Raw genomic sequence first — 25,652 nt, 5'->3', positions numbered from 1 at the left:
CCCTCCTTCAGCCCTTGACGCCGCGCCAGGCCAGCGCGCCGCCGTCGATCACGTAGGCGGCGCCCGTGATGAACGCCGCGCTGTCCGAAGCCAGGAAGCAGGCGAGCCGCGCCACCTCCTCCGGCCGTCCCAGCCGGTCCACCAGCTGCGGGGCCACCAGTTCCCGTGCCATCGCCTCGCGATCCTCGGCCGCGGCGAAGTACTCCCGCGTCAGCTGTGTGTCGATGACGCCGGGACAGAAGCAGTTGCAGCGCACCGGGGCCAGGTCGACCGCGGTGACCTTGGTCAGATGGATGACACCGGCCTTGGTGACGCCGTAGGCGGGGCAGTTGGGGAAGCCGACGAGGCCGGAGACGGAGGCGGTGTTGACGATGGCCGGGCCGCGGGCGGAGCGGCGGAGGTACGGTGCCGCGAACTTGGTCGTCAGCCAGACGGCCTTGAGATTGACCTCGTAGACGGCGTCCCAGACCTCCTCGGGGAGCGAACCGACGCCGTGGTCCTGGCCGGTCGTGAACGCGGTGTCGATCACTCCGGCGTTGTTGACCAGCACGTCAAGGCCGCCGAAGCGCTCGGCCGACCGCGTCACCATGGCCTCGATGTCGTCGCGCACCCGCAGATCGCACACGACCGCCTCGGCCTTCGCCCCCTCGGCACGCACCATCCCGGCGGTCTCGCTGACGGCCGCTCCGTTCAGGTCGGCGACGGCCACGGCCGCGGCGCCCTGCCGGGCCAGCTCCACCGCGATGGCCCGGCCGATGCCCTGGCCCGCGCCGGTGACGAGAGCGACCTTGTCCTTGAGGGAACCATCCATGGTCCGTTCCCTTCCGCCCGAGAGGATCCCGAACTGAACCAACTTCACTTCATGTTCAGGAGTCTAGGTTCCGACGGTGAGGGCGACAAGGGGTGGGCGTGCGAGCGCCGGCCGCCGAGCGGTCCGGCACGCGGGGGGATGGACGTGCGCCGGAGACGGGTGCACAGCGTCCGCACGACCCGTCGGCGGCGGGCGGTGTGGTGGGCGCTCACCGCGTTGGCCGGGGCACTGGCCATCGGCGGGGTGGTCCTCGCGAGCACGCTTCCCGACGTGGGCGTGAGTGATGTGTGGGTGTTCGCGGTGGTGAGCGCGATTCTCGGCGGGATACTCGCCTTGTTCCTTCTGGTCCCCCTGGCCGTCCGACGAAGACATGCCCGCCGTGGTCTGCGAGCGGTGCGGCCACCGTGAGGTGATGAAGGACTTCGACTACTTGGCCGCCAAGGCCCGCCTACGCCAACACACTTGCACCAGCACGTGATGGCCGGACGCCGTTGCCGTCGATGCGGCCGTGACGGTCACGGCTCTCGGACCGGAGCCCCGCACCCGCACCACGGGGTCCCGTACGAGGTCGGCGGAGCCAACTGCCCCTTCAGCCGCTTCCGCGACCAACGCCTCGCCGGCAACCGGGCACGACAAGGTCAAGACGCGGCTCACCGACCTCCGAACAGCACCTCCTGCCAGGTGAGTTCGCCGTGGTTCATGCCGTCGACGCCGACGGCACGGTTCAGCGCTCCCCACCGGGACATGACGGAGCGTCATGATCCGCGTATCACGGCGGGGCGTACCCCGGCTCACGGTCCGGAATCGAACAGCCCCGTCACGGATCGTGTGTGATGTGCCGGTGCCTACTGGCATGGCCCCGTGCCCCCCGGCTGCGGGACCCCGAGGGACGTACCACCACCGCCTCCGGAGTCGTTCGTTCGCCCGCCCCGGCGCTCTTCGGGCGGAGCGGGCGAACGGTATGGGCGTCTGCTCAAGGAGGCCGACGCCCCCCGCCAGCAGTCAGCGGTCGATCTGGTGAACGCGGCCTCCTGAGCGGGGCGCAGGGCAGTTGACCTCGATGAATCGGCGTATTTCCCGGAGAAGTTCCTCGTCTTCCGGTGTGCCCGGCGGCATCAGCCCATGGGGCGCGGCTTCCCCCACATGGAGGTCAGCCGGGATCCCCGCCGCTCGCAGCGCGCGGTGCATCCGTACCGCGTTGGACAGGAACAGGTCCCGGGTGCCGCTCGCCAGCAGGGTGGGCGGAAACCCCGCGGAGAAGTCGCCGAAGAGGGGCGAGAGGTACGGATCGGTCAGGTCGTGGTCGCCTGCGTAGAGCAGGTTCGCGGCCATGGTGCCTCGGGTGAGCACGGTGTCGACGCCGAGGTTGGTGCGGAAGGAGTCGCCGGATTCGGTGAGATCGAGTTCGGGACTGAGGAGGAGCGCGGCGGCCGGCAGGGGGAGTCCTTCGTCCCTGGCCCGCAGCAGGAGTGCGGCCACGAGATTGCCGCCGGCGGACGCACCCCCTACGACGATCTCTTGCGGGCTGCGTTCCTTGAGCAGGGCCCGGTAGACGGTGACGCAGTCGTCGAGCGCGGCCGGATAGGGGTGATCGGGCGGCATGCGGTAGTCGACCGCCCAGGTACGCATCCGGACTCGCTGGGCGGTGGAGGTTCCCGTCGCACGGCAGCAGTCGCCGCCTCCGACGAACAACGCACCGCCGTGGATGTCGAGGTAGACCCGCGGATCGTCCTGGTCCGCATCCGGCGGGGTGATCACGTAGACGCGGGCGTCGTCGACGTGGACGTGTCCGACCTCGACTCCGTCGACGTTCCGGCGCGACATGTGGCGGAGCAGGACCTCCTCGTGCGCCTCGGCCAGCGCACGCCAGCCGGCGGGATCGTCGGGTGCGGGATAGTCGGGTGACGGCATCGGGGGCGAAGCCAGGAACGCGCGCGCTTCGTGACTCACCGACGCGGGGAGGGGAATCACCCGCGGCGGCACTTCCAGCGCGGCCTCGGGCACAGCGCGCCCACGCACGACGCCCGCACGCTGCCCGTTGTCGTATCCGTGGTCCTTCACGACGTCCCTTCCAGCTCGGGTTCGGATGCTCACTCGGTGCTCGGGCCGCGCACCACTCATGCCGTCGGGACCGGAGCGGGACCGGCGCCGGGCTCCATGTCCGCGGCGAGGTCCGTCGACGGGTCGGCGGGTACGAACCGGGGGCGCCGCATGACGAGTGCGAGGCCGAGCATGACGAGGCTCACGAGGCCCGCGTACAGGAACAGCCGGTCGAAGACGGCGGGTTGGGGGATGGGCGTCTTCGGGATCGTCGGGGCGGAGGTGAGGATCGCGGTGAAGACACCGGCGCCGAGGCTGCCGATCCCGGCGCTGATCACGGTGTTCGCCGACGCGTACATGGCTGCCTCGGACGGCGTCGCGTCGATCAGGTAGGCCGCGCTGGCGCCGCCGTAGGCGAAGGCGAACGCGAAGCCCCACAGGATGTTCGCGACGACGTACTGCCAGGTCTGGTCGTGGTCCGCCGCGAGGAAGAAGAAGCCCGCCGCCGCCAGGATCGCGGCGCCGCTGACGACGGCACGCGGGCCGAAGCGGGTGACCAGCGGTCCGGTGACGAAACCGCCGATCACCACCGCGACCGAGATCGCGCTCAGGACGTAGGCGACCTGGAGCACGGTCTGGCTCAGGCCGTAGCCGGCCGCTGCCCTGGGCATCTGGAGGTACACGACCTGCGCGAGGTTGGTGTAGACGGCGAGTGCGCTGCACAGGCCGGCGACGAAGAACGCCGGGGTCGCCGTGCGGTTGAGCACGCGGCGGATGTTGATGAGGGGGTGGGCGTGACGGCCCTCGTACCAGGCCCACACGGCGAAGATCAGCGCACCGCCGGCCAGCAGCGCGATGATCCGGCCCGACGACCAGCCCCAGGTGTTGCCCTCGCCGAGGGCCAGGACGATGCAGAAGAGTCCGGCGCTGACCCCGGCCGCGCCCACCCAGTCGATCGGGTCCGTGGAGCGGGCCTCGGCGTCCGGCAGGATCGCCCAGGCGGCCAGCAGCGCCACCGCGCTGAGTGCGGTGGTCACCCAGAGCACGGTCCGTACGCTTCCGTTCGCCTGGATGATGGCGCCGCTGAGCAGATACGAGACGGCGATGCCCAGGCCTATGGCGACGGTCAGGATTCCCACTCCGCGACTGGTCCGCTGCTCGCTCGTGCTCCGGGCGCGAAGGATCGCGTAGACGAGAGGTCCCGCGGCGCTCAGTCCCAGCAGGGCTCGGCTGACGAGGAAGAGCGGGAAGCCGTGGGCGACCGCGGAGAGGAGGTTGCCGAGCAGGCTGACGGCCAGGCCCGCCAGCAGGAGACGGCGCATCCCCAGCCGGTCGCCGAGCCGGGTGAGGGTGGGAGCCCAGGCCGCGCCGGCGAGTCCGACCGCGGACAGCGCCCAGCCCGCCTGGCTCGGGGTGAGTCCGTACTGCTTCTCCAGTTGCGGAAGCAGCGGAATCAGGGACAGCGACTGGGTGTCGGCGACGAGGACGATCAGACAGCCGACGACCGCGATGGCGGTCTCCATCTGCATCCGGGTGGCCCGCAGCCTTCGTTCCACAGGAGGTACGGCTTCGTGGAGCGGGTTCGACATGGCGATGACCTTTCCGAGAGCCGTGGCCCGATGGCGACGGGGAAGGAAAAACCAGAAGCGGTTCTCGGAACATAGGAGGGCGTCATGGGGCACGCAAGAGTTGGCTCAATTTCGCCGTTGTTGCGATCAGGTAACGGAAGATCCGCTCGACACCTGGCGCGCTCCGCGCTCCGCGGTGTTGCGGTCCGCGGCGATCTGCTCCTCCGGCAGATCGAGCAGCCGGCAGGCCAGGAGAATCTGGAAGCGGGCCTCGTCGGCCGTGATGATGCCGGCGAACCAGTGCACGACCGCCGCGTTGGACGCGGTCAGCACGACCCCGAGGGTTTCGTTCTGGCGCTCGGTGATCGGCCCCACGGCCCGCAGCACGATGTCCGCGTGCAGCTGCGCGAGCCGTTGGCGTTCGGCGCTGAAGGCCGGGTCGGCAAGGGTGCTCAGCCGACGCACGGTCAGGCCGAATCCCGGTACCCGCTGGTCGACATGGAAGCCGCGGAGCAGGTGGGCGGCGATGCGCTCGCGCGCCGAGGCGGTGGCGCTCTCCTGTGGCTCGGTCCGGGCCAGGATCGAGCCGAGGTGGTTCTCGACCACCGCGAAGAGCAGGTGCTGCTTGGACGGGAAGTACCGGTAGAGGGCCGCCAGTGAGACGTCGGCCAGCTCCGGCAGGTCGCTCATCTGCAGCGCTTCCTCGCCACCGCCCGTGACGAGCGTGGTGGCCACGTCGAGGATGCGGCGGACCCGTGCTCGCTGCGCTGCCGTGGTGGGCTGCTTCGGCGTCGCGGTGGCTTCACTCACGTCGGTTCCTCCCTGACCCCATGATCGCAGGCCCTTCGATGTCGTGGTGACGGGGGTTGAAAACGAAAGGCGATTCTGATTTTGTGATGGGCGAGTGGTTCATGGCCGTCGCAGGAGCCGGAGGATGCCATGGCGGATCGACCAACTCCCACCCCCACCCCCGACACCGCCCCGTTCTGGGAAGCGGCCAAGGGCGAACGCCTGCTGATCCAACGGTGCCGGTCATGTGTGCGCCACTATTTCTATCCACGCCCGTTCTGTCCGAACTGCGCCTCCGCCGACGTCGAGTGGGACGAGGTGTCGGGCCGTGGGCGCCTGGTGTCCTACGTCATCAACTACCGGCCGATGCCTCCCACCGAGGGGGCGGAGCCCCAGGTCATCGCACTCGTGGAGCTGGAGGAGGGCGTGCGGTTGCTGACGAACATCGTCGACACGGCTCCCGAGCCGGACGCCCTGCCACTCGACACCCCGGTCTCCGTGGCGTTCCAGCAGCGCGGCGACTTCAAGCTGCCCGTCTTCCGATTGGTCGATGCCCAGTGAACTCCATGCACCACGGGAACATCGCCGTCGTCGGCGCGGCCGAGACGACCGGGATCGGCGTCAGGCCGGACGCCTCGATGATCCAGCTGCACGCGGAGGCGGCCCGCAACGCGCTGGCCGACGCCGGGCTGGAACCGCCCGACATCGACGGGCTGGCCACCGCGGGGCCGATGCCCATGGAGGTCTCCCACTATCTGGGGGTCACTCCGCGGTGGGTGGACGGCACGATGGTGGGCGGCTGCAGCTTCATGCTCCACGTCCGGCACGCGGCGGCCGCGATCGCCGCCGGCGCGGCCACCACCGTACTGATCACCCACGGCGAGTCGGGACGGTCCCGGATCGGCATGAGCCGGTACGAGGCGATGGCCCCCGACAGCGTGTCCGGTCAGTTCGAGGTGCCGTACGGGGCGCTGATGCCGTACGCGACGTTCACTGTTCCGGCCCTCCGCTTCCTGCACGACCGCGGTATGAGCCGTACGGATCTCGCCGAGGTGGTGGTCGCCCAGCGGGAGTGGGCCGGGCGGAATCCGCGTGCGTTCCGCCGCAAGCCGATCAGCGTCGACGAGGTGCTGAACAGCTCCCCGCCGGTGGCCTACCCCTTCACCCGGGACATGTGCTGTGTCGTCACCGACGGCGGCGGCGCGCTGGTCCTGACCTCGGCGGAGCGCGCGGCGGACCTGCCCTCCGCCGACCGTGCGGTGTTCCTGCTCGGGTCCGGCGAGGCCGCCGAGTCGCCGATCATGTCGCAGATGCGGGACCTCGGATCCTTCGGCGCGTTCCGACAGGCGAGCGCAGAGGCCTTCGCCACGGCCGGGGTCGGCCACGGGGACATCGACCACCTCATGTGCTACGACGCGTTCGCGCACCTGCCCCTCTACATGCTGGAGGACCTCGGCTTCGTCGGGCACGGCGAGTCCGGGGAGTTCATCGCCTCGGGCGCGACCCGGCCCGGCGGAAAGCTGCCGATGAACACCAACGGCGGCGGTCTCTCCTACACCCACACCGGGATGTACGGCATGTTCGCCATCCAGGAGGCCGTACGGCAGCTGCGCGGCGAGGCCGCCGCACAGGTGCCGGACGCCCGGGTGAGCTTCGTCCAGGGAGTGGGCCTGTACTTCGCCGCGGCGGGCAGCCTCGTCCTCTCGAACTTCAGGCCGTAGCGATGGCGCCCGAAGGCGAGAGCGCCCGAGTCTCCCGCCGTCCCGTCGCGGGGCACACCGCGATCTTCGCCGTGCTCGCGTCGGCCGGTATCGCGTTCTCCGTCCTGCAGTCGATGGTGGCTCCCGCCCTGACGACGATGGGACGGGACCTCGCCGCCTCTCCGGCCGGCACCGGCTGGATCGTCACCGGGTATCTGTTGTCGGCCGCGGTCGCGACCCCGATCGCCGGCCGGATGGGCGACCTGTGGGGCAAACGCCGGGTGCTCGTCGCCGTACTGGTCCTGCTGGCGACCGGTTGTGTGATCGCGGGACTGGCCACGTCGCTGCCGGTGCTCGTCGCCGGGCGGGTCGTCCAGGGTGTCGGCGGGGCGATGTTCCCGCTGGCGTACGGGCTGGTGCGGGACAACTTCCCGGCCGGTCGGGTGAGTACGTTCATCGGTCTGCTCTCGGCGATTCTCGGGGTCGGCGGTGGTGTCGGGATCGTGCTGGCCGGGCCGATCGTGTCGCATCTGGGCTGGCAGTGGATCTTCTGGTTCCCGCTGCTGCTGACCGTCGTCTCGATCGTCGGCGCGACGAGACTTCCCGAGTCGCCGACCGATCCGGCCGGCCGTATGTCTGCGTCGGGCGGTGTGCTGCTCGCGGCCTGGCTGGTGTGCGTGCTGCTCGGCGTGAGCAAGGCCCCGGAGTGGGGCTGGTCCGATCCGGTGGTGCTGTCGCTGACGGGCGCGGGTGCGGTGCTGATCGCGCTGTGGGTGGTCGTCGAACTGCGGGCGCGTCATCCGCTCGTCGACATGCGCGTGCTGGGACAACGGCCCGTGTGGGCGGCCGACCTCTCGGCGCTGGCCTTCGGGTTCTGCATGTTCGGCAGCTTCCTGCTCATTCCTCAGCTGCTGGAGCTGCCGTCCGGTACCGGGTACGGCTTCGGACGGTCGATCACCGCGGCGGGTCTGTTCCTGCTGCCGGGCTCGCTGATGATGGTGGTGTTCGGGTCGCTGTCCGGCGTGATCACCCGCGCGGTCGGCGCACGCGTCCCACTCGTCCTCGGCGGCCTCGTCAGCGCGGTGTCGTTCGCCGTGCCGACGGTCGCGCACGACCAGGAGTGGCAATTGCTCGCCTGCGGGGTGGGCAGCGGCATCGGGCTGGGGCTCGCCTACGCCGCGCTGGCCAACGCCGTCATCGAGCACGTCGAGCCCAGGTACACCGGTGTCGCGACGGGCGTCAACACGCTCGCGCGGTCCGTCGGCAGCAGCATCGGCGCCGCTGTCGTAGCCGCCGTACTCGGCTCGCGCGTCGACGCGGGCGGTGCGCCTGCCGACTCCACGTTCACCGCAGGCTTCCTGCTGTGCGCCGCGGTCTCCGTGCTCGCCGCCGGGGCCGCGCTGATCATCCCCGCCCGCCGGCACGCCGGGCGAGGCCACCCGGAGGCGCGCGCCTCGCAGGCTTCTGACGGGAACAGCGCCGCTGTCCCGGCAGGCACACCATCGACGGAAGGGGTTCAACGATGACCTCGACTGATCGCACACCCGATGCGGCGGCCGGTTTCTTCTCACTGGCCGCGGCCGATCCCGGGCCGGTGGCCGTCGTGGATCCGGACGGTTCCACCTGCACGCGCGGCGAACTGCTGGCGCGGGTCAACCGCCTGTCGCGGGCGCTTCGTTCGCGAGGCCTCGGGTCCGGTGACGTCGTCGCGGCGGTGGTGCACAACGGTCACGAGTACGTGGAGCTGGTCCTGGCGGTCGGGCAGGCCGGGATGTACCTGGTGCCGGTCAACTGGCGGCTTTCCCCCGACGAGATGCTGTACATCATCCGCGACAGTGCGGCGAAACTGGTGGTCGCCGATGCCGAGCAGGCGGGCGCCCTCGCACTCGACAGCCTGCCGGTGCACCGATTCGTGGTCGGTGACCCGGTGCCCGGCTGGGAGCCGTTCGCCGGATTGGGCGCCGACGAGCCCGACACCGCACCGCCCGACCGCCGGATCGGCGGCCTCATGGGCTACACGTCCGGCACCACGGGCCATCCGAAAGGGGTGCGGTCGGCACTGCCGGACCTGGCTCCCGAGGCCTTCACCGATGCCTATCTCGACCTCGTCGCGGGCTATGGGATCACCTCGCGATACGCCACCCACCTCGTCTGTTCCCCGCTCTACCACTCCGCCCCCGGAGGACACGCGCTCGCCTTCCTGCACGCCGGCCACGCCCTCGTCGTCCAGGCGAAGTTCGATCCCGAGAGCGTCCTGCGCGCCGTCGAGGAGCACCGGGTGACCACCGTGCACATGGTCCCGACCCACTTCCACCGTCTCCTCCGCCTGCCGGAGGAGGTCCGGGCCAAGTACGACCTCTCCAGCCTGGAGGCGGTGATCCACGCCGGGGCGCCGTGTCCGGTGCCGCTCAAACACCGGATGATCGAGTGGCTCGGCCCGATCGTGTGGGAGTACCTGGGTTCGACCGAGGGCTGGGTGTGCCGGGTCGGCTCGCCGGAGTGGCTGGCCAGACCGGGCACGGTGGGACGGCCGCAACCCGGGATGACCGTGAAGATCCTGGACGCGGCCGGCGAGGAGACACCCCGGGGCACGGCCGGGACGATCTACTTCGGCCGGACCGGACAGCCGCCGTCGTTCGAGTACCACGGCGATCCCGACAAGACGGCGGCCGGCCGGCACGGCGATCTCGTCACGGTCGGCGACTACGGCTACCTCGACGAGGACGGCTATCTGTTCCTCCTCGACCGGCGCACCGACCTGATCATCTCCGGCGGCGTGAACATCTACCCCGCCGAGATCGAGCGGACCCTGATCAGCCATCCCGCCGTGAACGACGTCGCCGTCATCGGCGTGCCCGACCCCGAGTGGGGACAGAGCGTCCTCGCCGTCGTACAAGCGAGCCCCGGCGTCGATGCCGACGAGGCGTTGGCCACCGCGCTCCTCGCCTACTGCACCGAGAACCTGGCCTCCTTCAAGCGGCCGCGGCGCATCGAGTTCGTCACCGACTTCCCGCGCACCGAGACCGGGAAGCTCCAGCGCCGCAAGCTCCGCGAGGTCTATGCCGGGGAACACCCCGGCGAGCTTCCGACCCACCACTGAGCCACTGAAATCCGGAGGAGAAACCTGCATGAGCGGAATCTGTGAAGGCCGGGTGGCCGTCGTCACGGGCGCGGGCCGTGGCATCGGCCGTGAACACGCCCTGGAACTGGCCCGGCAGGGCGCGAGCGTCGTCGTCAACGACCTCGGCGGCGGCCCGGACGGCACCGGTGCGGACACCAGCCCGGCGCGGCAGGTCGTCGACGAGATCCTCGCGGCGGGCGGGAGGGCGGTCGTCAACGGTGAGGACGTCTCCGACTGGGCCGGCGCCGAGCGGCTGATCGCCCACGCCGTCTCCGAGTTCGGCGGGCTCGACGTGCTGGTGAACAACGCCGGCATCCTGCGCGACCGCACCATCGCCTCGATGACCGAGGACGAGTGGGACGCCGTGATCCGGGTCCATCTGCGCGGCACTGTCGCCCCGACCCGCTTCGCGGCGGCGTACTGGCGGGCCCGCGCCAAGGAAACCGGGCGCCCGACACACGCCCGGTTGATCAACACGACGTCGGCATCCGGGATTTACGGCAACTTCGGCCAGTCCAACTACGGCGCGGCCAAGGGGGGAGTCGCGAGCTTCACCCTCATCGCGGCGCAGGAACTGGCGAGTTGTGGGGCGACCGCGAACGCCGTCGCCCCGGCCGCGCACACCCGCCTCACGGAGGCACTCATGCCGGAGGAGTACGCGAGGAACCTCGGCCCGGAGCACATCTCACCCGTGGTCGCATGGCTCGCCAGTGTCGGGAGTCAGGAAGTGACCGGACGGATCTTCGACATCGCCGGCGGCCGCATCGGCGTCGCGGAGTCCTGGCGACTCGGACCCGAGGTGACCCGACAGGGACGCTGGGAGGCCTCCGAACTCGGTTCGGTCATACCGGGGTTGGTGGCCAAGGCCGCCCCCAACGTGGACATGACCGGCACGGTGCCCGCGGAGGCCGGCCGATGACGCTGAACCTCAAGGCCGCCGGCACCGAATGGGACGCTGGCGACCGGAGCTGGACCTCCACCGACACCATCCTCTACGCACTCGGAGTCGGCGCCGGGACGGCCGATCCGCTCGGCGAGCTGGAGTTCACCACGGAGAACTCGCACGGCGTCGACCAGAAGGTACTGCCCACCTTCGCCGTGATGATCGGCGGCAACGGCACCGGCCAACCCCGCCTGGGCGACTTCGACCTGGCCCAACTCCTGCACGCGGAACAGTCCGTGACCCTGCACGGCGAACTGCCCCCTTCGGGAACCTCCCGTACGAGCGGCCGCCTGGCCGGGTTCTACGACAAGGGCGCCGACGCGCTGATCGTGCTGGAGTCGTCCAGCGTCGACGCCGCCACCGGCGAACCGCTCGCCGAGACCCGGACCACGCTGTTCGTCCGCGGCGAGGGAGGCTTCGGCGGCGAACGGGGCAGCAGCGAGCCCTGGACCCCACCGAACCGCCCGGCCGACCACGTCGTCACCTGCCCGACCCGCACCGACCAGGCGCTGCTCTACAGGCTCTCCGGCGACCGCAACCCGTTGCACTCCGATCCATGGCTCGCCGCGAGAGCGGGCTTCGACCGCCCGATCCTGCACGGGCTGTGCACCTACGGTGTCACCGGACGCGCGCTGCTGCACGCGGTCTGCGACGCGCGGCCGGCGTCGTTCGGAAGCATGTCCGCGCGCTTCTCCGCGCCGGTCCTGCCCGGGCAGCCACTCGACGTCCATATCTGGGACCACGGTGGGGTGTTCATGTTCCAGACAAGGGTGGGCGACACAGTCGTCCTCGACAGGGGGGTCCTCACGAGGAAGAACTGACCTGGCCGGTCGGGTCGTTGTGGTGGAGGCCGGCTCCAGGTTCCCGCACCGACCGTGAGCCTCGTATACGGATCACGCCGGGTGGCAGGCCGTCCCCTGCCTACCACCCGGCACCGGAACGCCTCCGCTCGGAGCATGCCGGGGATACGGGGCTCAGGACGCGGGGATCTCGAGCTCGGCGAGGCGCGCCCACTCTGCCCGCTCCCGGCCGGGACGGCGCTCGCGGTCGGCTGACTGGGTGGCACCGGTGGCCTCCCTGTCTGCCGCGTCGGCGATCGTGGATCCGCACCTTCCACCGGTAGGAGATTTCCTACACTTGACGCGTAGGAAATCTCCTACCTATTGTGGTGGCATGACCATCACCCACGCCTCCTTCATCACGGTCCCGGTCTCCGACCAGGACAAGGCCCTCCGCTTCTACACGGACGTGCTCGGCTTCGAGGTCACCGCGGACCTCCAGATGCCCCCCGGCCGCTGGCTCCAGGTCGCCCCGAAGGGCGCCCAGACCGTGCTCACGCTCTCCGGCCCCGGCATGGGCGATTTCACGCCCGGAACCGCAAGAGGGATCATGTTCGTTACGACAGACGTGGACACGGACTGCGCCAGGCTCACCCAAGCCGGAGTCACCGTGGACGGCCCGACCGATCTGCCCTGGGGACGTATGGCCGGCTTTCAGGACCCCGACGGTAACGGCCTGATGCTGCTCACCGAGAAGGAAGGCTTCTGACCGAAGTGGTCACCCGGAGCGCCCAGGACGAGGGCCAAGACCAGGACCAACTCTTCGCCGCCCTCGCGAACGCGACGCGGCGCGAGGTGCTGCGCCTGTTGCGTGACCAGGGCCCTCAGTCGGTCCAGGCGCTCGCGGACCACTTCGCCATGCGCCGCCCCAGTCTCTCGGAGCATCTGAAGGTGCTCCGGGAGGCCGGCCTCGTCTCCGAGGAGCGCCAGGGCAGACAGCGCATCTACCGCCTGGAGGCGGCCCCGCTCGCGGAGGTGCAGGACTGGCTCCATCCGTACGAGCGGTTCTGGCGCGAGAAGCTGAAGGGCCTTGGCGATCTGCTCGACCGCATGCCGGACGATGAGGCATGACGATGCCCCAGGCGCCCGACGGACCGGATGAGGACGACCTCACCACGATCAGGGTCGATCACTTTCTGGCCCACCCGCCCGCCAAGGTCTGGCGGGCCCTGACCGAGCCCGAGCTGATCGCCCAGTGGATGATGCCCGGCGCCCGCCGCGGAGCGGCTGATGACACCTTCCGCCTGGAGGTCGGCCACCGCTACACGATGACCGCGGTCCCCCGTCCCAACACCAACTTCTCCGGCACCATCCGGGCCGAGGTCCTCGCCTTTGACGAGGAGCGGATGCTGAGCGTCCGTTGGCAGGACGCCGTCGAGAGTCAGGGGAACGCCGCCGACTGGACCATCACCTGGACCCTGGAGCCAGAGGGCCGCGGCACACGTCTCTTCCTTGTGCACGCAGGCTTCGACCCGGACGACCCGGCCCAGCGGATGGCGCACCGGATCATGGGCGGAGGCTGGCGTTCCTACGTCATCAGCGCACTGGAGAACGTACTGGGAACGTGCTGACGGAGGCACCGAAGACGTACGTGTGGAGCTGTAGGCCAAGATCGTCTGTCAGCGCGGGACTTCCTTTGTCATCGTGGATCGTCACTGACGCCTTCTGCTCGTGATCCACGCGCGCGAGCAGTGCTCATGACGCGCGGGAAATGCCATCGCTGCAGGCGCCAGTGCTCACGAAAACGCCTTCTAGTGCCGCATCAACCAACGTTCGCCCTTCAGTGCCGCGCTCTTTGAAGGGCGTGGCCCCAAGGGGGGGAGCAAGCCAGGCCAACTCCGAAGGCTGCCCGCTCCATTGCTACCGAAACGGTCATGAGGTCAGCGGTTGCCGGTCGTGGAGCCGGCGGAGCTGGGTTCGAGGACTGTGGGACTGGCGGTGGTGTGCGTGGTGAGGTTTTCGCCGTCCTGGGTCGCTCAGCGGGTTCCCGCAGGGGCGCGGAGCTGTTCGGCCAGCCGCTCGAGTTCGGCCGCCGTGGCAGCCGAGGGGTCGTTGAGTCCGCTGTGCACGGCCGTCGGGCTCTTCAGGAAGCGCCGGAGCACGGCCACGAGGAGCCCTTGCGGCAGAGCCCGCAACGCGGCGAACGCGCGAGGTACCGGCGGCGTCTCCATCGCGGCGAGGTTCTGCCGTATGAGGTGGAGCATGCCGCGGACCGCGTCCGGGTGGTCGGCCAGCGCTACCGGGCCGCCCGCCGCGTGTACCGCCTGACCGAGCGGGACCTCGAAAGCGGCGTGCGTCCTGAGCCAGGCATCCATCTGCGGCTCGGCCTTGGCGTTGATCCCGGCGGTACGGAATGTCTCCACGATCCGTTCCAGTCGCGGGGTGGTACGGCCGTCGGGCTCGCCGATCGGCATCGCGACCCGGCGGGTGATGAAATTGGTCTTGCGGTAGCGGACCACGTCGCCGTCCATCGTGCCGCCGGTCGTGGGGAATCCGAGCAGCACCCGCTCGTCGCCGATCACCGCACCCAGCGTCTCCGGGCCGGCTGCCCAGTTGAGCAGGAACAGCACGTCACCTTGGACAGCGGCGAGTGATTCCAGCACTGCCTCCACCTGGTGGGTGCGGACGAAGACGGTGATCAGGTCGTACCCGCCGTCCGGGTGCTCTGTCACCGGTACCGGTACCCGCCTGACAGGGCCGTTTTCCTCGGCGAGCTGCACTCCCTGCCGGCGCAGGGCGGTCAGGCGCTCGCCGCGGGCGAGGAGCGAGACGTCGTGGCCGGCCTCGTGCATGCGGGCGGCGAACAGGCTGCCACAGACCCCGGCGCCGTACACGAGCAGCTTCATGACAGTCCTCTTTCATACGTCTGTTTGATTCATACGTTCGTTTCATTCAAGCATATGTATAGTCCCTCGTGTGGCGACCCCAGACACCCGCACCCAGATCCTCGACGCGGCCGAGCACCTCTTCGCCGAGCACGGATACCGCGGCACCTCGGTCCGCGCGATCACCAAACTCGCCGGAGCGAACCTGGCCGCCGTCGGCTACCACTTCGGCTCGAAGGCGGAGCTGATGGCCGCGGTCGTCCGCCGCGTGGTCGAGCCCATCACCGCTGCCCAGTGCACCGGGCTCGACACATTGCTCGCCCGGACCCCCGACCCATCGGTCGGCGAACTGGTGGAGGCATTCGCGGGGCCGCTGTTCGACGAGATGCCGGCCGGCGACGAGGGCGGCGCCCGGACGTCCCGGCTGATGGTGACGATCCTCAGCGACCCGGCCGAGGAGGCACGCAGCTGGACCGGGCCGGCCGAGGACTCGGTCCGTGAGCGATACTTCGCAGCCTTCGCGCGCGTACTGCCCGGACTTTCCCCGGAGGAGCTGTGGTTCCGGATGCGGGGGATCTTTGCCGTGACGGCCGTCGACCGCCTCCAGGTCCACCAGCAGCCCTCTCCTGGCTGCGTGTCCCCGGTCGTGGGCGAGGCGGCCCGGCGATGGGCGATCACGTTCCTGACGGCAGCGATGAGTGCGCCGCCGATCCGGCCCTGACGACCCAGGACAGACGCCGGCGGCGCGGGTCAGGCGGTGTTCGCCCTGTGGACGAGGGCAGTGAGGCGCTTGTCGGCGGCGTTCTTGTTCCGCCAGATGATGTAGCGGCGGATCGTACTGCCCTGGGCCTTGTGGGTCGGGTGGTCGGTGCCGTCGAGGGCGAAGTAGCGAAGGGCGGTGAACTGGGCCTCGATCCTGTTCAGCCAGGAGCTGTTGGTCGGGGTGCAGACGATCTCGGCGATATGGGCAGCCGCCCACGCGCCGACCCGCTGGCAGCGCTTGGTCGTCACGTGCGGCGAGTAGTTGTCGCAGACGATCGCGATGCGTACGTCCGCCGGGTGCAGCGAGCGCAGGTAGCGGCAGGATTCCAGCAACGTGCTGGAACCCCTTCGGCCGAAGAGGTTCCGGTGCCCGAGCCCGGGCTTGACGAGATTCTCCTGAAGGTTTCCGCGACCGGCATGTGCCGAAGCGACTACCAGCTCCTTGACGGTCACGTTGCGTACGCGACCACGCGAAGTGGACCAGAGCCCTTCGCGGGAGTCATTTCGAGGTGACTTGGGGAGGGCCACTCAACGCGTAGCGGCGTCAATGAGGATTGCCCGAAGTCGTGCTCGGCACTCGGCGACGAACGCGGGGAAGGTGTGCCAGTAATAGGAGATGCCGCTGACGCCCACCGCGATCGCCCAGGCGCGGGCGCGAGCCCAGGTCACATCGTCGAGGTTCAAGGTGTCCCAGTAGGCCTGTCGTGCTTGTGGCGGCAGGTCCCAGAGTGTGGAGTGCTCGGCGTCGGGAAAGCCGACCGAGAGTCCTCCGAAGTCGATGACTGCGTGGAGCTTGCCTTCCCGGACCAAGAGGTTGGTCGGCTTGAGGTCGCCGTGGAGCCACACGTGGGGTTCGGAGGGCTCGGGCAGTGCGAGCGCGGCTCGCCACATCTGTTCCAGAGAGTCAACGTCGAGCTCGGAACCCACAGTGGTCCGGCAATCGTCGAGACACCTGGCGATCCACTGGTCACATGGCCTCAAGCTGCCTCCGCGGTACCAACTGAGGTCATCTGCGCGAGTCGCTCCCATGAGGTCAATGCCGTGGAGTTCCCTCACGACCGCCGCCAGGTCGGCTCCGAAGGCGGCCCAGTCCTGGACGCTGGCAGGGCCGGCCTCGTCACCGTCAATCCAGCGGTAGACCGACCAGACTAGAGGGAAGACGTCGGTGGGCGTCCCGGCGTGGACGGGATCGGGAATCGGACATGCAAGGAAGGGCGCCAGGCGAGGAAGCCATTCCTGCTCCTTTCGCACGGACTGTCCCTTGTCGGCGGTTCGTGGAATTCGTACAAGCAGGTCATCGCCCAGCCGGTACATGGTGTTGTCCGTGCCCGCACCTGCGGGCGACAACGGCAGCTCGGCCCACTCTGGGCGCTGTGCCTTCAGCAGCGACCGGACTAGCGTCTCGTCGACTGGGATCTCATTCTCGTGAAGTGTCACGTCGAAAATCTGACCGCACGAGGGAACGGGAAGCCAGTGACTTTCTGAATGAGGCATGTTCGCTGAGACAAGGACGCGCCGACCGGGAAGCCGAGCAGGCCACCGGGCGGAATCAGTTAGACAGCGGCTCAGGGGGCATGGAGCTTTAGCGACATCAAAGCAGGTGGCAGGCGACGGCACACTCGCGCGAGAGGCCGCGCACGCCCCGCCGCCACGCAGGTGAGTGTGACGCTCCATCAGGTCTTGGGCTTTCCCACGCCGTTCTTGGCTGTGATCGGTGACGGTGCCGTTATGAAGGTCGACGCATCGTTCTGGGATTCCCTCGTGTTCGCCAGGATCGACGACGTGGACGTCGAGGGGGTGACCGCTGCCCTCGGCACCGTCGATGTGGTGGCGAGAGGCCGGGCGGCCGAGGCAGCATGTTCGGACTGCGGTCGAACTTCGGGCCGGGTGCACGACTGCTAGCAGCGCAGATTGAAGGATCTCCCGCTCGGTGAACAGAGCGTCGTGATCCTGTTGACGGTCCGGCGTTTCATCTGTGGAGCGGATGACTGCCGGCGCCGCACGTTCGCGGAGCCGTTCACCCAGTTGACCGCCCCGTACGCACGGTTCACTACTCGGCTCAACCACGTCCTGGAGCGAGTCGGGCTCGCACTGGCCGGACGGGCCGGCGCCCGGCTGACCGCCCAACTGGGCTTCGGCGCAGGGCGGATGACCTTGGTGCGCAGGGTCATGACGCTGCCCGATCCGCAGTTCAGCACGCCGCGCGTGCTGGGCGTGGACGATTTCGCGATCCGCCGGGGGCAGACGTACTCCACCGTCTTGACCTGCGGAGAATCCCATCGCGTGGTCGACGTGCTCCCCACACGCGAAGCGGGGCCGCTGGCCGCGTGGCTAACCAGCCACCCGGGCGTGGAGATCATCTGTCGGGACCGGGCAGGTGCCTACGCCGAGGGTGCCCGACGCGGCGCCCCCGATGCTCACCAGGTTGCTGATCGGTTCCGCCTGTGGCAGGGCCTCGGCCGTGCACTGGAGGCCTGTGTCGCTGCCCAGCGTGAGTGTCTGCGCGCTCCGACGCCGCCCGAGCTGTCAAACGTTGACACGCCGCAAGATGACGCGGAGCTTCCCGGCCGGGGATCCTGTCGGCCGGCGAGCCGAGCGCAAAGAGGCCGCACACGCCCTGGTCCACGAGTTACTCGCCCAAGGCCACTCCCGCCGGGCGATCGCCCGACACCTGGGCTGGGGCCTCAACACCGTGCTCCGGTAGGCGACCGCCGCACGCCGGCAGGACACCTTTCGCGAGAACCGTCCCCGGCCCGGCAGGCTGGATCCCTACAAGCCCTACTGGGAGCGACGGTTCGCCGCGGGATGCACCAGCGTCACCCAGCTGCACAGCGAACTGCTTGCCGAGCACGCCCCCGTCACCTACGCCATGGTCCGCCCCCCACATCGCCAACCTGCGCACCACACCGCCAGGCACGCCACCCCCACCGCCGAAGGTGCGGCAGGTGACCGGCCGGCTCACCCGCCACCCCGCGGCCCTGAACGAAGAGGACCGCGCCGATTTGCAGGACGTCAGGACGTCCTGGCCCGCTGTCCCGAACTGGACACGGCAGCCGGGCATGTCCGCGACTTCGGCGAGATACTCACCAGCCGCCTCGGCGGCAGGCTCCCCGCCTGGATCGACGCCGTCGACGCCGGCCAACTGCCCGGCCTCGCCGGCTTCGCACTCCACCTACTCCGAGACCTCGACCCAGACGGGCACTGGGCGCGCCTGCTGTCGCTTGTCCCTCGTGACGCGCGCTTGGAGAATCCTGGAAGCGATGCGCTCATGGAGGAGGGCGGACCCGCCTAGGAGTTGTGGGAACGCCTGGCCGGCAGCAAGCAGCACCCCGGCAAGCCCGACGGCAGCGGCCCGGTTGTCGCGGGCAAATTGCTGGCTCGTAAGCGTCCCCACCTCATCCCCATCTACGACGTGCATGCCGTGCGGGAGCACCGGCGGTCGATCGGCCTGGTCCGCTACCGACTCTTCGGCAGCGACCTGCTCGGCCTTGAAACCGTGGCGTCCGTGAGCGGCGGCATGCAGGTACCACGCCGGGCACGCCGTCAGGCGGTTGCACGGGTGGCGGCCGGTGTCCAGGGCGCGTCGATGGTGGAGCCGGCGAACGCTGTCGATGAGGCACTGCTCGAGCTTGGGGACGGTGTGAACCGCGTTGAGCGCAAGCAGTACCGGGCGTATCAGCGGCTGCGGAACTTCGCGTGCCTGTGCCCGCCGCAGCGGAGCAAGCTGCTTGTCTACCTGAAGGTAGACCCGCAGGTCGTTGACCTCGTTCCGGGTTTGACCCGGGACGTGTCCGGTCCTGGTCACCACGGGACGGGTGATCTGGAGGTGCAGCTGCGTACGCCGCGAGACGTGGAGCGGGAGCAGGATCTGTTCCGGGCCGGCTACGCGGCGGCGTGATCGTCCGCCGCCTTCTGGCTGCTCTGTGGTCGTGGGGTGGTGCCTTTCGACGTGCGAGTAGGGCGTGGCGGTGGACTACCAATGATGCGCGGGATCGCCGGTTTGGCTAACCGGCGATCCCGCGCTGTATCGCCCCGCTCTTGCGTGCTGATGATCAGCGTGTACGGCTGGCGGCGGGGGTGGCCGCGACCGCGGGGGTGGCCGGCGGGCGGGTGACGAGGCTCGTCCTGCGTTCGGAGGTTGCGGTCTGTGGGCGGCGGATGCTGGTTTCGTGGGCGAGGGTCTCGGAGAGATCGGCCAGCAGTGAACTCGGGGTGTGCCGGGAGGCGGTGACGGTCCAGGTGGGCCGGTCAGGGCCGGGGCCGGCCCAGACGGTCCAGGTGGCCAGGTCCTGGCTCGGGTGCTAGGCGGTGAAGGCGTCGAACTGGACGCCCGCGTCCCCGGCGGGGGATGTCCAGCGAATCCATCGACCGTCTACGGGGTGCTTCCATCCGGCATCGGAGAGGGGCTGGGTGGCCGCGGTGACCACATTCTCGTCCACCGGGGTGCCGATGGCCGTGTCCCAACTGTCAGCGTCGGCGAGGTGGTTCAGCAGTTCCTCCAGCACTGGGGCGGGGGTGGCGCCGGTCGCGGTGATGACCCACATGCGGTCGGAGACGGGTGTTTCGTAGGCGGCGACGGTCCACGCTGTTTCGTGAGCGGGCGTTTCGTGGACGCGCTCGATGCGCAGGGTCCGGGACTCGTGGATGGCGTGGGTCGTGTCGTCTGACCAGGTCCGCCACTTCTCCCACCGCCCGGGCCCCGACGGGCACCCGCACCTGTGCGGCCGTCGCGCCCGCGGCGTCAGCAGCGCCGACCACCTGTATGTGAAGTCGGCGGCCGTCGCCTGGTTCCGAAGCCGGGACCAGCAGGCCGGCTTCGAGTTCGTCCAGCCGGACGGGGTGCCGATCGGCTCGGTGGTGGACATCCGGTTCCCCCGCGGCGGGCTCCGTGTGCACTTGGACCATGCGGTAGAGCCCTCCTGGGACCAGGACGGCCACGAGCCGGTGCTCGGATTGTCAGTACCGGTGGACCGGTCACCTGCCGTACGGCCCCCTCGCAGACAGCCACGCGATCGAAAGGCTCCACACCCTTGCCGAACCCCGGCTGAACAGCCACCTCACCGTCCCGGCAACCTGCATTACCGCACCGGTGAAGTGGAACCCGGCGCTCACCCGACCCGAAAGCCGGGCTCCCAGCCTGCGCCGGCCCCGAAAAGACCGCACCACACCAACTCAGAGTCCCCGTCAGCAAGCTGCCGGAGACTCATGAACGATCGAGGCCAGGGCGTTCTTGACGATGTGGCAGGCTCTGGGGCATGGAGGCCAGTGTGCGATTGGGTTTGATCGGGCGGGTGTCCGAAGTGGTCACTCTCGATCGGCTGCGGGCGGCGGGCGGGGCAGCGGTGCTGCTGGTCGGCGAGGCGGGCATCGGCAAGACCGCGCTGGTTGAGGAGGCGGTGTCCCGGGCCGGCGACTGCCGGGTCCTGTTCGGCCGGGCGGACCCTGATGAGGGCGCGCCCGCGTTCTGGCCGTGGCTGCGCTTGCTCGAGTCCGCGGTCGGCGGTCTGTCCCCCGCTCTGCTGAGCCTGGTGGATGAGGGCGAGTCGGCGACGGTGGCGCGGTTCCGGGCGATCCACGCGACGGTCGGCGCGCTCCGGAATGCGGCTGCCGCCGGGCCGTTGATGCTGGTGCTGGAGGATCTGCATTGGGCCGACCAGGCTTCGTTGGCGCTGCTCGGCGCGCTGTGCCGGGAGATCGCGGGCAGTGGCATCTTCGTGTTGGCGACCAGCCGGCCGCCCGGCCCGGACCTTCCCGAGGCTGAGGTGCTCACCCTGGGTGCCTGGGACGTCGGCGCTGTCGGCGCCTATCTGCGGGTGTACGCGGGTGGCCCGGTCCACGGCACCTGGTCCGAGGTCGTCCACCGGCTGGGGGGCGGAAGCCCGCTCTACACCCGCGAGTTGGTCCGCCTGCTGGCTGCCCAGGACCGCCTGGCGTACCCGGCCGGCGACATCGATCTCCCCGACGGCCTGCGGCGGCTGGTTGGCCGGCGGACCGCAGGCCTGTCTGCGGTGACCCGGCAGCTGCTCGCGGTGGCGTCGGCGCTGGGGTCGGAGATCGACGTGACCGTGCTGGCCCGGGCGACCGGTCCGCTGCCTCCGTCGGCCTTGGCAGACGCGGTGGAGGCGGGCATTCTCATCGACGACCCGTGGACTCCGCAGGCCCTGCGCTTCGCCCACGACCTGGTCCGGCAGGCTCTCTACCAGGACCTGCCCCGGGACGAGCGGATCGGTGCGCATGCCCGGATCGCCGACGTACTCAGCGGGGCAGCGGCTCCTGGGACCGGATCGCGCGGGGAGATCGTCGCCGCGGGGGTGGTTGCGGGTGGGGCGGGGGCGGCTGAAATCGCTCGGCACCGGATACGGGCGGCTGCCGACGACGCGTCGCGGCGGGTCGCGGTCGGGGCCTGCGTCGCGGCGGCCGAGGCGGCCGGGCGGGGACTCGATCACGAGGAGGCCGTGCACTGGTACGGGCGGGCGCTCGAACTCGCGCCGGGAGACGTTGAGCTGCTGCTCGGCCGGGCCGAGGCGGCCTACCGGGACGGGCGGCTGGATGTGGCGCTCGCGGACGGCCGGGCCGCGGTCGATGCCGGGGATCCGCGCGGTGCCTACGTGATCCGCGGCCTGGGCGGGCCGATCGCGCGGCCGCTGCAGCGGCTCTGCGAGGACGCGCTCGACCTCGACCCCGGGCCCGCCGCCCGGGCACAGGTGCTGGCCCAGTACGCGTACCTGCTGACTGAGAACTCGTCAGCGGAGCGAGCGGGCCCGGTCAGCCGGGAGGCGATGGTGCTGGCCGAGGCGTCCGGTGACCCCGCCGCGCTGGTCGCCGCGATCAACGCCCGGCACGCCGTGCTCGACCCGATCGTCGACGTGGCCGAGACCGAACGGCTGGCCGGCCGTATCTGCGATCTGTCGCAGGCCAGCCGTCGGCCGGACGCAGAGTTGTGGGGCCGCAACTGGCAGATCGACTGTGCCCTGGTCACCGGCGACCGGACCGCGTTCGAGGTCGGCCGGGCCCAGCTCGCCGACCTGGCCGAACGGCTCGGCCGACCGGTCGCGCACTGGCACCGGCTGCGGGCCGATGCGACCGCTGCCCTGCTCGACGGCCGTTTCGCCGACGCGGCCGGCGCTGCCGCCGAAGCCCGTGACCTCGCTGCCCGCTCGCAGGACGCGTCGGCGCCGTTCCTCTGGCTGGTCTTCGCCGGCGCGTTGGCCTGGCACACCGGGGACGCCGCGCACCGGCCGGCTGACCTGGCTGGGATGCAGGCGCGGTCCGCGGGGAGCCCGATCGCCATGGTCCAGATCGGTCGGCTGGCCAGGGAGTCCGGCGACCGTTCGGTCGGCGAGTCCTGCCTGGCTCGGTTGAGGGTGGTCCTGCCCAGCCTGCCGGCAGACTCCCGGCGCGGCTATATCCAGCTCGTCACCGGCGAGATCGCGCTCTGGCTGGGCGACCTCGACACGGTCCGGGACTGTTACCGGCGCACGGCCGGCTACTCCGGGCGGTTCGCGAACTCGGCCACGGTCTGTCACGGCGCTATCGACCGGATCCTCGGCGAGTTCGCGGCCGGGCTGGGCGAGATGCATGCGGCCGAGGAGCATCTGGCCGCCGCGGTCCGGCTGGAGGAGCGCCTCGGCTCACCGCCCTTCCTGGCTCAGGCACGGGTCGCGTACGCAAGGGTGGTCGGCAAGCGGGACCACCGCGCGGCCCGGCGACTTGCCGAACAGGCACTTGCCACCGCCCGGCGGCTCGGTATGCCGACGGTCGCCGCGGAGGCGACGGCGCTGGGCCGCGACCCGCTGACCGCGCGGGAGCGGGAGATCGCCGGGCTGGTCGCCGACGGGTTGGCCAACCGGGTGATCGCCGAGCGGCTGGTGCTGTCCGAGCGCACCGTCGAGACGCACGTGCGTAACCTGCTCGGCAAGCTCGGGCTGGCGAGCCGCGCCGAGCTACGTGCTGATCCTCAGTACCGGTACTGAGGCGCCGGCGCCCCGGACGGCCGAATCTTGGGGGCATGAACACCGAACTGAGCACCGAGATCCGCCCCGGTACCTACACCATCGACTCGTCGAGGTCGACCTGCAGCCTGGTCGTCACCCACGCCTTCGGCCTCATGCCGGTCAATGCGACCGTCGCAATCAGCGGCGGCACCGTCACCCTCACCACCGACCCGGCCCGTTACACGGCCTCGGCGACGCTCGCGGCGGCCTCGTTCAACAGCGGCAGCCGGCAACGGGACCGCGATGTCACCAAGCGATTTTTGAACGCCGCACGCTACCCGCAGATCGCGTTCCGCAGCACCGGGATCAACGACCGCCGTATCACCGGTGTGTTGAGCGTACGCGGCACCGACTCGCCGGTCACCCTGAATATCACCAGCTGGGCGCCCACTGAGAACGGCTACCACGCGTTGGCAACGACCGAAATCGACCGGATCACCGCCGGAGTCAAAGCCGGTCGCGGAATGGTCGCCCGGAAGGTCCGATTCACCCTCGAAGTGGTGGTCAGCGCCTCCTGAGGCAGCCGCAGGCCGGCCAGGCACCCCTCGGGGAAGTACCTGGCCCGACCGACAGGGATCGACGCAGTCCGCGGCAGCACACGCCGTATCGAATACGTACGCACAGCAGCGATCGAGGCCTGTGGCCTCGGGGACCGAACATGAAGGAGAAAATCATGAAGCAGTGGCAGCGCGCCGCTCTTGTCACGACGCTGGCCCTCGCTACCGCGGGTGGCGTGACGATGGCCAACGGCGCCGCGAACGCGCAGGAGAACCACCCGTCGCACGGCAGGCCCGCCAATGTGGCGGCGAACAAGCGGGTCGTTCTGGCGTTCATGCAGGATGTCCTCAACGGTCACCACGGCGATCGGGCCGTGCGCTACCTGACCCCGGGCATGACTTGGCACTCCGGCACGGTCGGCACCGTCACCGGCCGCGACAACGTCGCCGGCCTGATGACCAGCGTGGTCACATCGATCCCGGACCTGCACACCGAGGTCAAGGACATCTTCGCTCAGGGCGACAAGGTCGTCGTCCGCCTGGTCGTTTCCGGCACCCAGACAGGCCCACTGCTGGGCGTCCCCGCCAGCGGACGGCACGTGCAGTGGGACGCGATCGACCTGTACCACCTGCACAACGGCAAGATCAGCGAGGAATGGGCCGGCGAGGACTACGTCGCGTTCCTCAACGACACCGGCGCCTACAAGGCACCCTGGATCGCCTGACACCCCCACCGCCAGCCCGCCAGAGATCCTGACGACCGCCGCGTGGGTTGGCCGGTGGGCGTGGCGCGGGCCGCGCTGCGCGCCATCGAGCGGAACCGGCCATACGTCGTCGTCGGCATCACCTGGAAGATCACCAGCGAGGTGCCTCGTGTCCTGCCGCGCTCGGTGATGGCCCGGATGGGAGAGCGAATGATGAGGCCCCAAAAGGGCTGATGCACGCGCTGTGCACCGATCCGCCCGCGGCCTAGCGGAGTGTGACGTACGACGACCGAAGGTCCCGCCTCGGTGGGCTTGGGTTCCATCTTGGCAGTTTCGTTTGGATCAGTCGGTCGTTGGTTCGGACGTGCCGTTAACTGATGTGCAGTGGACGCGAATCGAGCCATTGCTCGCGGATCGGACTCCGAAGTCCGGTGGCGTGATCACCGGGAGATGATCGACGCGATCGCGTTCAAGTTCCAGACCGGAATCCAGTGGGTTCACCTGCCGGAGAAGTACTGGGTCCCGGATACGAACGGTTTTGACTTTCTCGTGCTCTGCGTCCGATGGATTGCCTCGCGTCCGTTCGTAGCGTGGTGGACAGCACGGAGGATGTACCCACGATTCTGTGGCATCGGCTACGTGAACACCCACCCTCGCGAAAGTAATGGACGCGTGGCTGAACGCGTAGTCGACAAAGGTACGTCGCCTCCGTATCCGCTGGTTACTCAGTTCTGAGAGGAAGACGTTATGAGCGCACATATTTCCCGCATTGGTCGCCTGGCTGCTGTCGCCTCTGCTGTATTCGTCCTGGTCTGCACCGGTATTGGGGTCGGCGCGGCGTCGGCGGCTGAGCAGAGTCACGACGTCGGCTACTCGGCTCATGGCGGCGGTCACGGCGGTGGTGGCGACGGTTGGGGTGGGGGCGGCTACTGAAAATACGTCAGGTGTTCCCGGCCGGGGTTTCCCGGTCGGGAACGCCTGCTGTTTTGTGAGCCGTTGAGGGCCAAGGCAGCTGTGTGGTGGCCTGTTGGTCAGTTAGTACAAACTGAAAATGAGCGG

The 25,652-nt window shown here is 69.7% G+C and carries 26 protein-coding genes and 1 pseudogene; 18 read left to right on the top strand and 9 right to left on the bottom strand.

Annotated elements, in window-relative coordinates; genetic code table 11:
• Positions 1 to 7 precede the first annotated feature (7 nt).
• Positions 8 to 811 (bottom strand): SDR family NAD(P)-dependent oxidoreductase, encoded by an 804-nt coding sequence (locus ACFWXC_RS23490; RefSeq protein WP_384481597.1) that lies wholly within the window; start codon positions 809 to 811, stop codon positions 8 to 10.
• 51 nt (positions 812 to 862) lie between these two features.
• Here ACFWXC_RS23490 and ACFWXC_RS23485 point away from each other — a divergent pair, with 51 nt between their 5' ends.
• Positions 863 to 1,219 (top strand): hypothetical protein, encoded by a 357-nt coding sequence (locus ACFWXC_RS23485; protein ID WP_384481595.1) that lies wholly within the window; start codon positions 863 to 865, stop codon positions 1,217 to 1,219.
• Positions 1,220 to 1,813: 594 nt separating this feature from the next.
• Here the strand turns inward: ACFWXC_RS23485 and ACFWXC_RS23480 are convergent.
• The 3 genes from ACFWXC_RS23480 to ACFWXC_RS23470 all read right to left on the bottom strand — a co-directional run bounded on the left by ACFWXC_RS23480 (position 1,814) and on the right by ACFWXC_RS23470 (position 5,229).
• Positions 1,814 to 2,872, bottom strand: a complete 1,059-nt coding sequence (locus ACFWXC_RS23480; RefSeq protein WP_384481594.1) for an alpha/beta hydrolase — start codon at positions 2,870 to 2,872, stop codon at positions 1,814 to 1,816.
• 56 nt (positions 2,873 to 2,928) lie between these two features.
• Positions 2,929 to 4,440 carry an MFS transporter gene (locus ACFWXC_RS23475; protein WP_384481592.1) on the bottom strand — a complete coding sequence of 504 codons (1,512 nt, stop codon included), beginning with the start codon at positions 4,438 to 4,440 and terminating at the stop codon, positions 2,929 to 2,931.
• Positions 4,441 to 4,566: 126 nt separating this feature from the next.
• The gene (locus ACFWXC_RS23470) at positions 4,567 to 5,229 is read right to left on the bottom strand and encodes a TetR/AcrR family transcriptional regulator (RefSeq protein WP_384481590.1); all 663 of its coding nucleotides are present in this window, start codon (positions 5,227 to 5,229) and stop codon (positions 4,567 to 4,569) included.
• A gap of 129 nt (positions 5,230 to 5,358) precedes the next feature.
• Here ACFWXC_RS23470 and ACFWXC_RS23465 point away from each other — a divergent pair, with 129 nt between their 5' ends.
• The 9 genes from ACFWXC_RS23465 to ACFWXC_RS23425 all read left to right on the top strand — a co-directional run bounded on the left by ACFWXC_RS23465 (position 5,359) and on the right by ACFWXC_RS23425 (position 13,382).
• A complete protein-coding gene (locus ACFWXC_RS23465) occupies positions 5,359 to 5,769 on the top strand; it encodes a Zn-ribbon domain-containing OB-fold protein (protein WP_384481588.1) in 411 nt (136 codons plus the stop codon).
• 5 nt (positions 5,770 to 5,774) lie between these two features.
• A complete protein-coding gene (locus ACFWXC_RS23460; RefSeq protein WP_384481586.1) occupies positions 5,775 to 6,929 on the top strand; it encodes a thiolase in 1,155 nt (384 codons plus the stop codon).
• Positions 6,930 to 6,931: 2 nt separating this feature from the next.
• Positions 6,932 to 8,434 carry an MFS transporter gene (locus ACFWXC_RS23455; RefSeq protein ID WP_384481584.1) on the top strand — a complete coding sequence of 501 codons (1,503 nt, stop codon included), beginning with the start codon at positions 6,932 to 6,934 and terminating at the stop codon, positions 8,432 to 8,434.
• Positions 8,431 to 10,008, top strand: coding sequence for an AMP-binding protein (locus ACFWXC_RS23450; protein ID WP_384481582.1), 1,578 nt, complete (start codon positions 8,431 to 8,433; stop codon positions 10,006 to 10,008). Before ACFWXC_RS23455 ends, ACFWXC_RS23450 begins: the two co-directional genes overlap by 4 nt.
• 28 nt (positions 10,009 to 10,036) lie before the next feature.
• Positions 10,037 to 10,948, top strand: a complete 912-nt coding sequence (locus ACFWXC_RS23445) for an SDR family oxidoreductase (protein WP_384481581.1) — start codon at positions 10,037 to 10,039, stop codon at positions 10,946 to 10,948.
• Positions 10,945 to 11,793, top strand: a complete 849-nt coding sequence (locus ACFWXC_RS23440) for a MaoC/PaaZ C-terminal domain-containing protein (protein WP_384481579.1) — start codon at positions 10,945 to 10,947, stop codon at positions 11,791 to 11,793. The genes ACFWXC_RS23445 and ACFWXC_RS23440 overlap by 4 nt, the downstream gene beginning before the upstream one ends.
• A gap of 352 nt (positions 11,794 to 12,145) precedes the next feature.
• Positions 12,146 to 12,520, top strand: coding sequence for a VOC family protein (locus ACFWXC_RS23435; RefSeq protein ID WP_384481577.1), 375 nt, complete (start codon positions 12,146 to 12,148; stop codon positions 12,518 to 12,520).
• A 5-nt stretch (positions 12,521 to 12,525) separates the two neighbouring features.
• Positions 12,526 to 12,882 (top strand): ArsR/SmtB family transcription factor, encoded by a 357-nt coding sequence (locus ACFWXC_RS23430; protein ID WP_384481575.1) that lies wholly within the window; start codon positions 12,526 to 12,528, stop codon positions 12,880 to 12,882.
• On the top strand, positions 12,879 to 13,382 hold the full coding sequence (locus tag ACFWXC_RS23425) for an SRPBCC domain-containing protein (RefSeq protein WP_384481573.1): 504 nt from the start codon (positions 12,879 to 12,881) through the stop codon (positions 13,380 to 13,382). The genes ACFWXC_RS23430 and ACFWXC_RS23425 overlap by 4 nt, the downstream gene beginning before the upstream one ends.
• A 405-nt stretch (positions 13,383 to 13,787) precedes the next feature.
• Here ACFWXC_RS23425 and ACFWXC_RS23420 read toward each other — a convergent pair whose 3' ends face one another.
• Entirely contained in the window at positions 13,788 to 14,657 is an 870-nt protein-coding gene (locus ACFWXC_RS23420) for a ketopantoate reductase family protein (RefSeq protein ID WP_384481571.1), read from the bottom strand.
• Between the two features lie 70 nt (positions 14,658 to 14,727).
• Between ACFWXC_RS23420 and ACFWXC_RS23415 the strand changes: the two genes are divergently transcribed.
• Complete coding sequence (locus ACFWXC_RS23415; protein WP_384481569.1) at positions 14,728 to 15,357, top strand: TetR/AcrR family transcriptional regulator; 630 nt, start codon at positions 14,728 to 14,730, stop codon at positions 15,355 to 15,357.
• A 29-nt stretch (positions 15,358 to 15,386) separates the two neighbouring features.
• Here the strand turns inward: ACFWXC_RS23415 and ACFWXC_RS23410 are convergent.
• Both ACFWXC_RS23410 and ACFWXC_RS23405 read right to left on the bottom strand, forming a co-directional pair.
• Positions 15,387 to 15,728 (bottom strand): annotated as a pseudogene (locus tag ACFWXC_RS23410) (hypothetical protein); the annotation flags it as partial.
• A gap of 198 nt (positions 15,729 to 15,926) precedes the next feature.
• The gene (locus ACFWXC_RS23405) at positions 15,927 to 16,835 is read right to left on the bottom strand and encodes an aminoglycoside phosphotransferase family protein (protein WP_384481567.1); all 909 of its coding nucleotides are present in this window, start codon (positions 16,833 to 16,835) and stop codon (positions 15,927 to 15,929) included.
• Between the two features lie 291 nt (positions 16,836 to 17,126).
• Between ACFWXC_RS23405 and ACFWXC_RS23400 the strand changes: the two genes are divergently transcribed.
• From ACFWXC_RS23400 to ACFWXC_RS23390, 3 genes are all read left to right on the top strand, one after another.
• Positions 17,127 to 17,300, top strand: coding sequence for a hypothetical protein (locus tag ACFWXC_RS23400; RefSeq protein WP_384481565.1), 174 nt, complete (start codon positions 17,127 to 17,129; stop codon positions 17,298 to 17,300).
• A gap of 42 nt (positions 17,301 to 17,342) precedes the next feature.
• Positions 17,343 to 18,347 carry a transposase gene (locus ACFWXC_RS23395; RefSeq protein WP_384481837.1) on the top strand — a complete coding sequence of 335 codons (1,005 nt, stop codon included), beginning with the start codon at positions 17,343 to 17,345 and terminating at the stop codon, positions 18,345 to 18,347.
• Positions 18,348 to 18,693: 346 nt separating this feature from the next.
• Entirely contained in the window at positions 18,694 to 19,296 is a 603-nt protein-coding gene (locus ACFWXC_RS23390) for a DUF6308 family protein (protein ID WP_384481563.1), read from the top strand.
• Positions 19,297 to 19,450: 154 nt separating this feature from the next.
• Here the strand turns inward: ACFWXC_RS23390 and ACFWXC_RS23385 are convergent, their stop codons facing one another.
• Entirely contained in the window at positions 19,451 to 19,684 is a 234-nt protein-coding gene (locus tag ACFWXC_RS23385) for a DUF317 domain-containing protein (protein ID WP_384481835.1), read from the bottom strand.
• A gap of 15 nt (positions 19,685 to 19,699) precedes the next feature.
• Complete coding sequence (locus ACFWXC_RS23380) at positions 19,700 to 20,263, bottom strand: DUF317 domain-containing protein (RefSeq protein ID WP_384481561.1); 564 nt, start codon at positions 20,261 to 20,263, stop codon at positions 19,700 to 19,702.
• A gap of 435 nt (positions 20,264 to 20,698) precedes the next feature.
• Between ACFWXC_RS23380 and ACFWXC_RS23375 the strand changes: the two genes are divergently transcribed.
• From ACFWXC_RS23375 to ACFWXC_RS23360, 4 genes are all read left to right on the top strand, one after another.
• Positions 20,699 to 23,371, top strand: coding sequence for an ATP-binding protein (locus ACFWXC_RS23375; RefSeq protein WP_384481559.1), 2,673 nt, complete (start codon positions 20,699 to 20,701; stop codon positions 23,369 to 23,371).
• A 35-nt stretch (positions 23,372 to 23,406) separates the two neighbouring features.
• Positions 23,407 to 23,910 (top strand): YceI family protein, encoded by a 504-nt coding sequence (locus ACFWXC_RS23370; protein WP_384481557.1) that lies wholly within the window; start codon positions 23,407 to 23,409, stop codon positions 23,908 to 23,910.
• Positions 23,911 to 24,065: 155 nt separating this feature from the next.
• On the top strand, positions 24,066 to 24,614 hold the full coding sequence (locus ACFWXC_RS23365) for an ester cyclase (RefSeq protein ID WP_384481555.1): 549 nt from the start codon (positions 24,066 to 24,068) through the stop codon (positions 24,612 to 24,614).
• Positions 24,615 to 24,656: 42 nt separating this feature from the next.
• Positions 24,657 to 24,827: a hypothetical protein gene (locus ACFWXC_RS23360; RefSeq protein ID WP_384481553.1), complete on the top strand. Its 171-nt coding sequence runs from the start codon at positions 24,657 to 24,659 to the stop codon at positions 24,825 to 24,827.
• Positions 24,828 to 25,652 lie beyond the last annotated feature (825 nt).

The sequence above is a fragment of the Streptomyces sp. NPDC058683 genome (assembly GCF_042716195.1).
Taxonomy (GTDB): Bacteria; Actinomycetota; Actinomycetes; order Streptomycetales; family Streptomycetaceae; genus Streptomyces.
The sequence above is the reverse complement of the archived record's forward strand: the minus strand, read 5'-3'. Positions and strand labels throughout refer to the sequence as shown.